Genomic DNA, 13,577 nt, shown 5'->3' with positions numbered 1-13,577 from the left:
CTCAGATGTCCGGCGTCATCCTCGAGTTGCGGAGTCGGTGTTTCCGTCCAGTTGGGCCGCGTACGTCCGGGCCGACTCCAGGATCTCCGGGTGGAGTGCCTCGCCCGCGGCCAGCAGACGCGGCAGCAGCGCCCGCTCGTTCATCGTGGCGCGGAAGGTGAGGGCGACGGTGACGTCATGGTCCGGGCGGTGGACGATCTCGATCGGGTCGCCCGCCCGGATCTCGCCCGGCCGCACCACCCGCAGATACGCCCCCGGCTCGGCCTTCCCCGCGAAACGCTTGACCCAGCCGCGCTCCCCGAGGTGCCGCTGGAAAGTCAGACAGGGGACGCGACCGGCGGTGACCTCCAGCACGACCTCCGCGCCGATCCGCCAACGCTCCCCGATGAGCGCTCCGGAGATGTCGAGGCCCTCGGTCGTCAGGTTCTCCCCGAAGGACCCGTTGGGCAGGTCGCGGCCGAGCTCCCGCTCCCACGCGTCGAGGTCCTCGCGGGCGAACGCGTAGACCGCCTGGTCGTTCCCGCCGTGATGCCGTCTGTTGCACACCGCGTCCCCGGCCAGCCCGCTGCCGCCCACCCCCTTCGGCCCGGGCGCGGCCACCCGCACCGGCCCGGCCACCGGCCGCTTGTCGATCCCTGTCACGCTCTTCGACTCCTCGGGAACGTCGACCGCGGCGGCCTGCCCGAGGTTCAGTGACAAAAGCTTCATACCGGCACGCTAGGCGAGCACCGGTCAAAGCGTCGACGCAATATTCGCCGTCCCTTCCAAGCCACCCTTATGCTCGACCCGTGATCGAGGCCCGTCATCTCCGCGTCCTGCGCGCCGTCGCCGCCACCGGCTCCTTCTCGGCGGCCGGCCGAGAACTCGGCTGCACCCAGCCCGCCGTGAGCCAGCAGATGAAGGCGCTCGAATCGTCCGTCGGCACGCCCCTGCTGGTCCGCGGCGGCCGCGAGATGCGGCTGACCCAGGCGGGCGAGGCGCTCGTGCGGCACGCCGCCGGAATCCTCGCCGGTCTCACGGCGGCAGAGGAGGAGGTCGCCGCGATCGCGGGTCTGCGCGCCGGCCGGGTCCGGCTGGTCTCCTTCCCCAGCGGCAGCTCCACGCTCGTCCCCACCGCCCTCGCCGCGCTCCGCGCCGCCCACCCCGGCACCCGGGTCTCCCTGGAGGAGGCCGAACCGCCCCGCTCCGTCGAACTGCTCCGCGAGGGCGACTGCGACATCGCGCTCGCCTTCCGCTACGAGGGCGCGGCGAACGCCGAGGAGTGGGAGGACCTGGTCGTACGCCCCCTGCTCACCGACCGTCTCGTCGGCCTCGTCCCGCAGGGGCACCGGCTGGCCAGCACGCGGTCCATCGGCATCGGGGAACTCGCCGGGGAACCCTGGATCGCCGGCTGCCCCCGTTGTCGGGGCCAGCTGGTGCGGGTCTGCGAGAGTGCGGGCTTCACCCCGCGTATCGACTTCGCCACCGACGACTACCCGGCGGTGGTCGGCCTGGTGGGCGCGGGCCTCGGCGTCGCGGTCCTGCCGGAACTGGCCATCGAGTCCGTGCGGCCCAAGGGAGTACGGATGATCACGGTGGAGCCGGTGGTGCACCGCGAGATCGTGGCGCTCACCCTCCCGGACCTGGCCCAGGTCCCCACGGTCGCCGCGACCCTGGACCAACTGACGAAGGCGGCGACCCGCTAGCCGCGGCTTCCGGCCGCCTTGGTCGCTCCCGGCCGACCAGGCTCGAGCCGGCTGAAGCCAGAGTTGGTGCTGGTGCTGGTGCTGGTGCCGGGCTGGGGCCGGGCCTCTCCGGAGCTGGAGTCTCCCCCCGAGCGACCGCCCGGTCGTGGAGCGGTCGTACGCGCTGTCGTGGGCGTCCGCAGGGCGGCGCCTGGTGAAACGTTCCTTCAGTTGTTCGAACCGGCATCGCCGACGGGTGTGGACGCCGACACCAGGCGGTGCCGGGCGCGCCCCATGAGCTCCTCGCGCTCGTCCTCGGTCAGCCCGCCCCACACGCCGTACGGCTCACGGACCGCGAGGGCGTGGGCCGCGCACTGGGCGCGTACCGGGCAGCGCATGCAGACCTCCTTGGCCGAGTTCTCACGAGCGCTCCGCGCCGCGCCGCGCTCTCCCTCGGGGTGGAAGAACAGCGAGCTGTCCACCCCTCGGCAGGCCGCGAGGAGCTGCCAGTCCCACAGATCAGCGTTCGGTCCGGGAAGGCGGGAGAAATCTGCCATTACGTGTCCCCTTGTTGCCGTTCTGAGAGGAGATGGTGCCCATGACCGTACATGGACTATCTAAGGAGATGAAAATATGACTCATTGCGAATCTAGCTCCAGACGCCAGCAAATAGGAACAAAAACGGCTGAATGGGGCATAGGTTGTGATGAAACGTTGAGGGTCTGTTGCGCATGTCTGCACCGTGTCCGTGCCCTCACGTAGAGTGCCGAAGGTGGCCAGCCATCCCGTAACTCTTTCGAGTGACCATCGTTGAGAGGTCGGAGGCGGTTGAAGGAACAAGCGCTCGGGCAGGCGTTCGTGTCCGCTCGTGAGTATCGACCGCACAGGTGACGATTTCGTACCAGCCTGGAGGCTCAAGGTGACGCGCATCAGCTGCGGAGGACGGCCATGACATCCGTCCTCGTCTGCGACGACTCCCCGCTTGCCCGAGAGGCGCTGCGCCGTGCGGTGGCGACCGTGCCCGGCGTCGAGCGCGTGACCACGGCGGCCAACGGCGAGGAAGTCCTCCGCCGCTGGGGGGCCGACCGCTCGGACCTGATTCTGATGGACGTACGCATGCCCGGTCTGGGCGGCGTCGAGACCGTTCGGCGGCTGCTGTCCGCCGACCCCGGTGCGCGCATCATCATGCTCACCGTCGCCGAGGACCTGGACGGCGTGGCGCTCGCCGTCGCCGCCGGTGCCCGTGGCTATCTGCACAAGGACGCCTCCCGCGCGGAACTGCGCGCCACCGTGACGCAGGCGCTCGCCGACCCCACCTGGCGGCTTGCCCCGCGCCGGCTGCGGTCCGCCGAGATGGGCGCCGCGCCGACGCTCACCGCGCGGGAGATCCAGGTGCTGGAAGGCATGAGCCACGGCCGCTCGAACGCGGAGATCGGGCGCGAACTGTTCCTCTCCGAGGACACCGTGAAGACCCACGCGCGGCGGCTGTTCAAGAAGCTCGGTGCCTCGGACCGCGCGCACGCCGTTGCGCTCGGCTTCCGCTGGGGTCTGGTCCGCTGAGTTGAGCCGTGACGGGGGTAGGAGAATCCCCGCTCACCACCAGGTGGGCGGGGGTGGCCGAGCGGTCCACCGGATGCCCGCTGCTCGTTTCGCCGCGGATGCCGCATCCTTGAGGTGTGGAGTTCCTCGGGGAGCAGTCGAACGAGCGGGAGGGGAGGGCGCAGGAGATGAGTTCCGGCGCGCCTACTCATAACGCTTCGGTGCACAACCATGGACGTGGCGCCACGGACCGGACGGCCGCAAGGCACCATGGACCGATGCGCGACGACGAGACGACAGTGATCGGTGCGCTCGTGCATCGCGCCGTCGACGGGGACGAGCAGGCGACCCACGATCTGCTCGCCCATGTCCACCCCCTGGCCCTGCGCTATTGCCGCACCCGTCTGTCCCGGCTGCCCGGTGACGCGCGGCACTTCGTGGAGGACCTGGCGCAGGAGGTCTGCGTCGCCGTCCTCCTCGCGCTGCCGCGCTACAAGGACACCGGACGGCCGTTCGAAGCCTTCGTCTTCGCCATCGCCGGCCACAAGGTCGCCGACCTTCAGCGCGCCGCGATGCGTCACCCCGGGTCGACGGCCGTGCCCTCGGAGGAGATGCCCGAGCGCCCCGACGACTCCCTCGGCCCGGAGGAGCGCGCCCTGCTCAGCAGCGACGCCGAGTGGGCCAAGAAACTCCTGGCCAACCTGCCCGAGAACCAGCGGGAACTGCTGCTGCTGCGGATCGCCGTCGGGCTCACGGCCGAGGAGACGGGACAGATGCTCGGCATGTCGCCCGGCGCGGTCCGGGTGGCGCAGCACCGGGCACTGAGCAGGCTCAGGGCCCTCGCCGAACAGTAGGAACCAGCAAGAACCAGCAGGAACCAATAGGAACCACGTCGGTCGAGCAGGAGGGCCGACGTTCGTGTCGTAGCCCGGAAGGCACCCCGTCTGAACAGGCGGGGTGCCCTTTCCGTATGAAGTCCGTACGAACATACGAAGCCCGGGATGACTTCGTACCGTGGAATGTGTGCTCCGCGCTTCCCGTTAGCATGGACATCCGCACCGATCAAGGCCATTTGGGGAAGGTGTCATGACTGCCAACGTCGACGGAGTGCCCGACAAATTCGCGACGCTCGGGCTGACCTACGACGACGTGCTGCTGCTGCCGGGCCCGTCGGACATGGCTCCCGACGAGATCGACACCGCCTCGTACGTCTCCAAGAACGTTCGGGTGAACATCCCGCTGCTCTCGGCCGCGATGGACAAGGTCACCGAGTCCCGCATGGCCATCGCCATGGCCCGCCAGGGCGGCGTGGGTGTCCTGCACCGCAACCTGTCCATCGAGGACCAGGCCAACCAGGTCGACCTGGTGAAGCGCTCCGAGTCCGGCATGGTGGCCGACCCGATCACCGTGCACCCGGACGCCACGCTCGCCGAGGCCGACGCGCTGTGCGCCAAGTTCCGCATCAGCGGTGTCCCGGTGACCGACGGCAACAAGAAGCTGCTGGGCATCGTCACCAACCGCGACATGGCCTTCGAGACGGACCGCTCGCGCCAGGTCCGCGAGGTCATGACGCCGATGCCGCTGGTCACCGGCAAGGTCGGCATCTCCGGCGTCGAGGCCATGGAGCTGCTGCGCAAGCACAAGATCGAGAAGCTGCCGCTGGTCGACGACTCCGGCATCCTCAAGGGCCTCATCACGGTCAAGGACTTCGTGAAGGCCGAGAAGTACCCGAACGCCGCCAAGGACGGCGAGGGCCGCCTCCTCGTCGGCGCGGCCGTCGGTGTGGCCGGTGACGCCTTCGAGCGCGCCCAGGCCCTCATCGAGGCAGGCGTCGACTTCATCGTCGTCGACACCGCGCACGGCCACTCCCGCCTGGTCGGCGACATGGTCGCCAAGATCAAGTCGAACTCGACCGGCGTCGACGTCATCGGCGGCAACATCGCCACCAAGGACGGCGCCCAGGCCCTCATCGACTCCGGCGTGGACGGCATCAAGGTAGGCGTCGGCCCCGGCTCCATCTGCACGACCCGCGTCGTCGCCGGCATCGGCGTCCCGCAGGTCACCGCGATCTACGAGGCGTCCCTCGCCGCCAAGGAGGCCGGCATCCCGGTCATCGGCGACGGTGGCCTGCAGTACTCCGGCGACATCGCCAAGGCCCTGGTCGCGGGCGCCGACACGGTGATGCTCGGCTCGCTGCTCGCGGGCTGCGAGGAGTCGCCGGGCGAGCTGATGTTCATCAACGGCAAGCAGTTCAAGTCGTACCGCGGCATGGGGTCGCTCGGCGCCATGCAGTCCCGCGGCGACCGCAAGTCGTTCTCCAAGGACCGCTACTTCCAGGAGGGTGTCGCCTCCGACGAGCAGCTCGTCCCCGAGGGCATCGAGGGCCAGGTGCCCTACCGCGGCCCGCTCTCCTCGGTCGTCCACCAGCTGGTCGGCGGCCTGCGCCAGTCGATGTTCTACGTCGGCGGCCGGACGGTCCCGGACCTCCAGGCCAACGGGCGCTTCGTCCGGATCACCTCCGCGGGTCTGAAGGAGAGCCACCCGCACGACATCCAGATGACCGTCGAGGCGCCGAACTACAGCCGTAAGTAGACAGCCGTAGGTGGGCAACGGACCTGGTGAGGGCGGTCCCGGTGCATCCGGGGCCGCCTTCGTCGTGCATGTCGGCGATACTGGAAGACGCTGAACGCTTCAGGGAAAGGCCACACACGTGACTGAGATCGAGATCGGGCGCGGCAAGCGCGGCCGCCGGGCGTACGCCTTCGACGACATCGCCGTCGTCCCCAGCCGTCGTACGCGCGACCCGAAGGAGGTCTCGATCGCCTGGCAGATCGACGCCTACCGCTTCGAGCTGCCCTTCCTGGCCGCCCCCATGGACTCGGTCGTCTCCCCGGCCACCGCGATCCGTATCGGCGAGATGGGTGGCCTCGGCGTACTGAACCTCGAAGGTCTGTGGACGCGGTACGAGGACCCGCAGCCGCTGCTCGACGAGATCACCGGCATGCCCGACGAGGCCGCGACGCGCCGCCTCCAGGAGATCTACGCGGCTCCCATCAAGGAGGAGCTGATCGGGCAGCGCATCAAGGAGGTGCGCGACTCCGGTGTGGTCACCGCGGCGGCGCTCTCCCCGCAGCGCACGGCCCAGTTCTCCAAGGCCGTCGTGGACGCGGGCGTCGACATCTTCGTCATCCGCGGTACGACCGTGTCGGCGGAGCATGTCTCGGGCTCGCACGAGCCGCTGAACCTGAAGCAGTTCATCTACGAGCTGGACGTCCCGGTGATCGTCGGCGGCTGCGCCACGTACACGGCGGCCCTGCACCTGATGCGGACCGGCGCGGCCGGCGTCCTCGTCGGCTTCGGCGGCGGCGCCGCCCACACCACGCGGAACGTGCTGGGCATCCAGGTCCCGATGGCGACGGCGGTGGCCGACGTGGCCGCGGCCCGCCGCGACTACATGGACGAGTCCGGCGGCCGGTATGTGCACGTCATCGCCGACGGCGGTGTCGGCTGGTCCGGCGACCTCCCCAAGGCGATCGCCTGCGGCGCCGACGCGGTGATGATGGGCTCCCCGCTGGCCCGCGCCACGGACGCGCCCGGCAAGGGGCACCACTGGGGCATGGAGGCGGTGAACGAGGAGCTGCCGCGCGGCAAGAAGGTCGACCTCGGCACCGTCGGCACGATCGAGGAGGTCCTGACCGGACCCTCGCACACGCCCGACGGCTCGATGAACCTCTTTGGCGCACTGCGCAGGGCCATGGCCACCACCGGGTACAGCGAGCTGAAGGAGTTCCAGCGCGTCGAGGTGACGATCGCCGACTCGCAGCACAAGCGGTGAACATGACACCGCGCTCGATTTGAGCGGAGAGAGGGGCCCGGTCACCCACGGGGGCGACCGGGCCCCTTTTCGTGTGCCCAAAGGGACTGGTGGGGGCGTGAGTTGCGGGCGGGGCGCGCGGTTGCGTTCGGGGCGAATGTGGGCCGAACGGGCGAAGTGGGCCGATAGCGTTCGTGATCGGCGCCCCAGTTCTTCTGGGGCCCCCTTCCAAGGACATGGTCCGGACCCCGCCCTCGGGGCCCGGCCCGATTCCGACGAACCGTCCACCGGGCTACTGGGCGGTGTCGTGGAAGGGGGCGCCCATGGGACGTCACCGCAAGCCCACCCGCTGGGACCGACTCCGTCTTCGGATGGTGCAGTGCCGGAGGAGGTGGGTCTTGCGGCTTTACGGATGGTGAGCGGCCGCCCCCAAGAAGAGTAGGGGCGGACACTCCGTGAACCATCCAGGAGCCTGCCGCAGCAGCCACTGCGGTGGGCTCCACCTTTTTGTGAGGCGGTGAGCGGCCGCCCCCACGAAGACTGGGGGCGGACACTCCGTGAACCATCCAGGAGCCTGTCGCAGTAGCCGCTGCGGTGGGCTCCACCTGGGTCTGTACGGTACCGGCGTGGGGGCACCTCTGCCACCGGCCCCGGAGTGTTCGGGCGGCGGCGTGCGCCCCGTTCACAACCTGTGCGCCGCCCCCGTCGGAGTGGCTCCGCGGGTGTCCAGGAGGAGCTGGGCCTTCACCGACAGGCCCTGGAGGTCGTAGGTGCGGTGGTGCTGGAGGAGGATCGTCAGGTCGGCGTCGGCGGTGGCCTCGTAGAGGCAGTCGGCACGAGGGACCGGGCGGTCGAGGACGCTCCACGCGGGGACGTACGGGTCGTGGTAGCTGACGTGCGCGCCGAGTTGGAGGAGCCGGCGGGCGATCTCCTCCGCAGGGGTGCCCTGTTGGTCGGCGATATCGGGCTTGTACGTGACGCCGAGGAGGAGGACGCGGGCTCCGCGGGCCGACTTGCCGTGCTCGTTGAGGAGGGTGGCGGCGCGCTGGACGATGTACTGGGGCATGCGGTGGTTGACCCGCTGGGCCAGTTCGACCATGCGCAGTGAGTGGGGGGCCTGGCCCGACAGGTCCTGCGCGAGGGCGTGGCCGCCCACGCCGGGTCCCGGGCGGAACGCCTGGAAGCCGAACGGCTTGGTCTCGGCGCAGCGGATGACGTCCCACAGGTCGACGCCGAGATCGTGGCAGAGGACGGCCATCTCGTTGACGAGGGCGATGTTGACGTGCCGGTAGTTGGTCTCCAGCAACTGCACCGTCTCGGCCTCGCGCGGTCCACGCGCGCGTACCACCTTGTCGGTGAGCCGGCCGTAGAAGGCGGCCGCCGACTCCGTGCAGGCCGGGGTGACGCCGCCGATCACCTTGGGGATGTTCGCGGGACCGAAGTCGCGGTTGCCCGGGTCGACACGGGCGGGCGAATAGGCGAGGTGGAAGTCGCGGCCCGCGCGCAGACCCGATCCCTCTTCGAGGAGCGGACGCAGGAACTCCTCGGTGGTGCCCGGGTGGACCGGTGACTCCAGGATGACCGTGGTGTGCGGGCGCAGACGGGCGGCCAGGACCCGGGCGGCCTCCTCCACCTGGGTGAGGTCCGGCGCTCCGTCGGCGCCCATGGGCACGGGGACACAGATGACCGCCGTACGGACCCGGCCGAGTTCCGCGGGGCTGGTGCCGGGCCTGAAGCCGCTGGCGAGCATGCGGCGCAGTTCGGCGGGGGTGAGGGAGCCGCGTTCGGGGCCGGTGCGGTAACCGAGCGTGGGGATGCCGGCGGCGACGGCGGCCTGGGCCAGCGGCAGGCCGAGCTGGCCGAGTCCGATGACGGCGAGATCTGCGGGCATGGCGTGAGCCGTCCTTCCCAATAACCGAAGCGGGACAGACGCGCAAGCCCTGTGGACTGGATGAGCGAGCGCAATGTCAGACTAGGAGTAAATATGACCGATGTGCTGGATTGGTTGGGGTATGTCGTCGCGCGTCCCGGAGGGTTGTCCACAGGCTGGGGGCGGGTGGTGGCCGATGTCAGGCAACACGGTCAGAATTCTGGGCAGGGGGATGTGAGCAGGGTCTTGCTTGACGGGCATCGACAGGTGGGACCGGCGCGACAAACAGCGGGAGGCAGCGGTGAGGACAGCGGCACTGGGACCGGCGCAGCGCGCCGAGTCACTGGCGGGTATGGCCGAGCGCGAGCTGGACGTGTTGGTCGTGGGTGGTGGCGTGGTCGGTGCGGGTACGGCCCTGGACGCCGTGACACGCGGCCTGTCCACGGGCCTCGTCGAGGCGCGTGACTGGGCGTCGGGCACGTCGAGCAGGTCGAGCAAGCTCATCCACGGCGGCCTGCGCTATCTGGAGATGCTCGACTTCGCCCTCGTCAGGGAGGCCCTGAAGGAGCGCGGGCTCCTCCTGGAGCGCCTCGCACCCCATCTGGTGAAGCCCGTGCCGTTCCTCTACCCCTTGCAGCACAAGGGCTGGGAGCGGTTCTACGCGGGATCCGGCGTCGCCCTGTACGACGGGATGTCGATGGCCCGCAGCCACGGCCGGGGCCTGCCCCTGCACCGTCATCTCAGCCGCCGCCGCGCCCTGCGCATCGCGCCCTGCCTCAAGAAGGACGCGCTGGTCGGAGCCCTCCAGTACTACGACGCCCAGATGGACGACGCCCGCTACGTGGCCACCCTGGTGCGCACGGCCGCCTCCTACGGCGCGAAGGTCGCCAACCGCGCGCGCGTGACGGGGTTCCTGCGCGAGGGCGAGCGGGTCGTCGGCGCCAAGGTGCGGGACGTCGAAGGGGGCGGGGAGTACGAGATCCGCGCCAAGCAGATCGTGAACGCCACCGGGGTGTGGACCGACGACACCCAGGCGATGGTCGGGGAACGCGGCCAGTTCCATGTGCGGGCGTCCAAGGGCATCCATCTGGTCGTACCCAAGGACCGGATCCACTCCACGACCGGGCTCATCCTGCGGACCGAGAAGTCCGTGCTGTTCGTCATCCCCTGGGGCCGGCACTGGATCGTGGGTACCACCGACACCGACTGGGACCTGGACAAGGCCCATCCGGCCGCGTCCAGCGCGGACATCGACTACCTGCTGGAGCAGGTGAACTCCGTCCTCGCGGTGCCGCTCACCCGTGACGACGTGCAGGGCGTGTACGCCGGGCTGCGACCGCTCCTCGCCGGCGAGTCGGAGGCGACCAGCAAGCTCTCGCGCGAACACACCGTCGCCCACTCCGCACCGGGGCTGGTGGTCGTGGCCGGCGGCAAGTACACGACGTACCGGGTGATGGCGAAGGACGCGGTGGACGCCGCCGTGCACGGGCTCGACCAGCGGGTCGCCGAGTGCGTCACCGAGGACGTGCCGCTGCTGGGGGCCGAGGGATACCGGGCGCTGTGGAACGCGCGGGCGCGGATCGCGGCCGGCACCGGGCTCCATGTGGTGCGCGTGGAGCACCTGTTGAACCGGTACGGGTCCGCGACCGAGGAACTCCTCGACCTCATCGCCGACGACCCCTCCCTGGCCGAGCCGCTCCAGGCCGCCGACGACTACCTGCGGGCCGAGGTCGTCTATGCGGCCTCCCACGAGGGCGCGCGCCACCTCGACGACGTGCTCACCCGGCGCACCCGGATCTCCATCGAGACCTTCGACCGGGGGACGCGCAGTGCGCGCGAGGCGGCGGAGCTGATGGCGCCGGTGCTCGGCTGGGACAAGGACCAGATCGAGAGGGAGGTCCAGCACTACGAGAAGAGGGTGGAGGCCGAGCGGGAGTCGCAGCGCCAGCCGGACGACCTGACGGCCGACGCGGCACGGCTGGGCGCACCGGACATCGTGCCGCTGTAGCAATGTGCCCCTGTAGCAGCGTGCCGCTGTGGCGACCTAAGGCCTTTTGAGGATGCGGGGGCAGAACTCAACGGTGAGCAGCGCCGGTTCCAGGTCCGGGTCCTCGGGCGCGTCCGTGTTCACGCGGTAGGTGAGGACGTGACGGCCGTCGACGGTCGCCGCGGTGCGTACGTAGCTGCCGGAGATCCTGCCGTTGTGCCCCCACACCGTCGTGCCGCACCGCAGCCTCACGGGGTAGAGGCCCATGCCGTACGCGCCGTGCGCCGTCCCGGTGTCGAGCATCTCGCGGAGCTGACGGGGAGGCAGGAGTCGGCCGCCGAGCAGCGCCCCGTAGAAGCGGTTCACGTCGGGCAGCGTGGTGACGAGTTCGCCCGCCGCCCCCGCGGCGCGCGGGTCGAGGTCGGTGACGTCGGAGCCGTCGGCGGAGTAGGCGCGGCCGTGCGGCTCCGGCAGCGAGGAGCGGGCACCCGGGAAGGACGTCCCCGTCAGACGGAGGGGCGCGATGACGCGGCGCTCGGCCTCGGTGGCGTAGGAGTTGCCGGTGACCCGCTCGATGACCAGGCCCAGCAGCACGTAGTTGGTGTTCGAGTAGAAGAAGCGGCCGGGGACGGCCGGGGGGAGGGCGAGCGCGAGGCGTACGGCCTGACGCGGGGTCACGGGGGTGGTTCCCCCGGTGACCGCCGTGAAGTCGGCGAGGCCGCTGGTGTGCGTGAGCAGTGCGCGCAACGTGATGCGGCGGCCGTCGTCGGCCCGGGCCGCGCCCTCGCCTCGGACCAGGCCCGGAAGGTGGTCCTCCACCGAGTCCGACAGCGACAGCCGGTGTTCCGCGGCCAGCTGGAGCACGACGGTGGCGATGAACGTCTTGGTGATGCTGCCCGCCCGGAAGCGGTCGGCGCGGCGGAGCGGCTCGGGCCTCTGCTCGGGCGTGCCTTCTCGGCCGACTTCGGCCGCGCCCTCGTCCTCGTCCTGGGCCTCCGCTTCGGCGTGGGCGTAACGGGTGCCGGACGGGTCGTCGGCGAGGAGGGCGGCGGCGGGGGCGTGGCCCCGGGTGACCAGGAGGGGGAGGGCGGCGTCCGTGCCCGCAACGACCTGCGCCCGGGAGGCCGTCGGGGTCACGGCCAGGAGGAACAGGGCCACGGGGACGGCCAGGTGCGCCATGGGCTTCCTGAGTGTCATGGGCGTCCTGGTCGGTGGCATCGGTTCTTCCTGTCGCGGCACATCATGCGGGACGGCTCCGGGCGGCGCCGGGGCGGGGGCCGACTCCGGGGCGGCCCGACGTGCCACGCCTGCGCTGGCCGGTTTTCGTCGTCCCCGCCGTGCCGTCCCGACCCGCCTCCCGAGGGCGTGCCCGGGAACCCTGTCCGACGCCTCAGAAGCGCTTTCCCGCACGCCGGACGGGGTGCGTGAACCGGGCCGACGGGCCGACTATGCCCGACCCGGCTGTGAAGTGTGGGTGGGCGGAGTGAGGGTCTTGGGAGATGCGGTGGCTGGTTGAGGGGCACCCTGGGCGAGGGGCGCTTGGCGGGTGGGTGACAATGGAGGCTCTGTCAGGGCGGGTTGCATGAGGGGACGCATGTCGGAGGCGGAGCGGGCTGGGGAATCCCGTCAGGACAAGGACGCACGTCTCCTCGCCGGGCGGTACCGGCTGGGAGGGGTGCTCGGTCGGGGCGGCATGGGCACGGTGTGGCGTGCCAAGGACGAGACGCTGGGCCGTACGGTCGCCGTCAAGGAGCTGAGGTTCCCGTCGAGCATCGACGCGGACGAGAAGCGGCGGCTGATCACGCGCACACTGCGCGAGGCCAAGGCGATCGCACGGATCCGCAACAACGGCGCGGTGACGGTGTTCGACGTCGTCCACGAGGACGACCGGCCGTGGATCGTGATGGAACTCGTCGAGGGCAAGTCGCTCGCCGAGGTCATCCGTGAGGACGGGGTGCTCGAACCGCGGCGCGCCGCCGAGGTGGGGCTCGCGATCCTCGACGTGCTGCGCGCCGCGCACCGCGAGGGCATCCTGCACCGGGACGTGAAGCCGTCGAACGTGCTGATCGACAAGCACGACGGCCGGGTCGTCCTCACCGACTTCGGTATCGCGCAGGTCGAGGGCGACCCGTCCATCACCTCGACCGGCATGCTCGTGGGCGCCCCCTCGTACATCTCGCCGGAGCGGGCGCGCGGGCACAAGCCCGGCCCCGCGGCGGACCTGTGGTCGCTCGGCGGTCTGCTGTACGCGGCGGTCGAGGGCGTGCCGCCGTACGACAAGGGGTCGGCCATAGCGACGCTGACCGCGGTGATGACCGAGCCGGTCCCGGAGCCGAAGCGCGGCGGGCCCCTGAAGGACGTCATCTTCGGGCTGCTCACCAAGGACCCCGAGCGGCGCCTCGACGACGCGGGCGCGCGGGCGATGCTCAACACGGTCATCCACGCGCCCGACCCGAAGGACGCCGCGCCGCTGGACGCGACACAGCTCGTGCCGCTGCCGGTGGTGCCTCAGGAGCGGCCCAAGAAGGGCGGGTTCGGCGCGCTCGGGACCAAGCGGGGCGACGAGGCCGGGGAGCGGCCTCGCGCGCCTCGCTGGTCCATGCGCAAGGGCGCGCCCGCGACGGGGTCGGCCGCTGCCGCGTCCGCCGCGCCGAGCACGTCCGGCAGCGCGTCCGGCGCGGCCGCCCGGGGCACCACCGGGAA

General features: G+C 70.8%; 11 protein-coding genes. 7 read left to right on the top strand and 4 right to left on the bottom strand.

The window, feature by feature from the left end:
• Positions 1 to 15 precede the first annotated feature (15 nt).
• Positions 16 to 708: an MOSC domain-containing protein gene (locus M8J73_RS23565; protein ID WP_055538678.1), complete on the bottom strand. Its 693-nt coding sequence runs from the start codon at positions 706 to 708 to the stop codon at positions 16 to 18.
• An 80-nt stretch (positions 709 to 788) separates the two neighbouring features.
• On the opposite strand from M8J73_RS23565, the gene M8J73_RS23560 reads away from it, so the two are divergent.
• Positions 789 to 1,685, top strand: coding sequence for a LysR family transcriptional regulator (locus M8J73_RS23560; protein ID WP_249829022.1), 897 nt, complete (start codon positions 789 to 791; stop codon positions 1,683 to 1,685).
• Positions 1,686 to 1,891: 206 nt separating this feature from the next.
• Here the strand turns inward: M8J73_RS23560 and M8J73_RS23555 are convergent, their stop codons facing one another.
• Positions 1,892 to 2,221: a WhiB family transcriptional regulator gene (locus M8J73_RS23555; protein WP_055540437.1), complete on the bottom strand. Its 330-nt coding sequence runs from the start codon at positions 2,219 to 2,221 to the stop codon at positions 1,892 to 1,894.
• A gap of 391 nt (positions 2,222 to 2,612) precedes the next feature.
• On the opposite strand from M8J73_RS23555, the gene M8J73_RS23550 reads away from it, so the two are divergent.
• The 4 genes from M8J73_RS23550 (at position 2,613) to M8J73_RS23535 (ending at position 7,038) form a co-directional block, all read left to right on the top strand.
• On the top strand, positions 2,613 to 3,224 hold the full coding sequence (locus M8J73_RS23550; RefSeq protein ID WP_003948568.1) for a response regulator transcription factor: 612 nt from the start codon (positions 2,613 to 2,615) through the stop codon (positions 3,222 to 3,224).
• Positions 3,225 to 3,481: 257 nt separating this feature from the next.
• A complete protein-coding gene (locus M8J73_RS23545; RefSeq protein WP_055540438.1) occupies positions 3,482 to 4,057 on the top strand; it encodes a sigma-70 family RNA polymerase sigma factor in 576 nt (191 codons plus the stop codon).
• A gap of 232 nt (positions 4,058 to 4,289) precedes the next feature.
• Positions 4,290 to 5,795, top strand: a complete 1,506-nt coding sequence (guaB, locus tag M8J73_RS23540; RefSeq protein WP_055540439.1) for an IMP dehydrogenase — start codon at positions 4,290 to 4,292, stop codon at positions 5,793 to 5,795.
• A 118-nt stretch (positions 5,796 to 5,913) separates the two neighbouring features.
• A complete protein-coding gene (locus M8J73_RS23535; protein WP_055522669.1) occupies positions 5,914 to 7,038 on the top strand; it encodes a GuaB3 family IMP dehydrogenase-related protein in 1,125 nt (374 codons plus the stop codon).
• A 661-nt stretch (positions 7,039 to 7,699) separates the two neighbouring features.
• On the opposite strand, the gene M8J73_RS23530 is transcribed toward M8J73_RS23535, so the two are convergent.
• Positions 7,700 to 8,908, bottom strand: coding sequence for a nucleotide sugar dehydrogenase (locus tag M8J73_RS23530; protein WP_055540440.1), 1,209 nt, complete (start codon positions 8,906 to 8,908; stop codon positions 7,700 to 7,702).
• Between the two features lie 280 nt (positions 8,909 to 9,188).
• On the opposite strand from M8J73_RS23530, the gene M8J73_RS23525 reads away from it, so the two are divergent.
• Positions 9,189 to 10,895, top strand: coding sequence for a glycerol-3-phosphate dehydrogenase/oxidase (locus M8J73_RS23525; protein WP_079055013.1), 1,707 nt, complete (start codon positions 9,189 to 9,191; stop codon positions 10,893 to 10,895).
• 36 nt (positions 10,896 to 10,931) lie between these two features.
• Here M8J73_RS23525 and M8J73_RS23520 read toward each other — a convergent pair whose 3' ends face one another.
• Positions 10,932 to 12,092 (bottom strand): serine hydrolase domain-containing protein, encoded by a 1,161-nt coding sequence (locus tag M8J73_RS23520; protein WP_372504000.1) that lies wholly within the window; start codon positions 12,090 to 12,092, stop codon positions 10,932 to 10,934.
• Between the two features lie 376 nt (positions 12,093 to 12,468).
• Here M8J73_RS23520 and M8J73_RS23515 point away from each other — a divergent pair.
• Positions 12,469 to 13,577 (top strand): serine/threonine-protein kinase (locus M8J73_RS23515; protein ID WP_249829043.1); only part of this gene is annotated, 1,109 nt, incomplete at its 3' end.

This window comes from Streptomyces neyagawaensis (assembly GCF_023516595.1).
GTDB lineage: Bacteria > Actinomycetota > Actinomycetes > Streptomycetales > Streptomycetaceae > Streptomyces > Streptomyces neyagawaensis.
The sequence above is the reverse complement of the archived record's forward strand: the minus strand, read 5'-3'. Positions and strand labels throughout refer to the sequence as shown.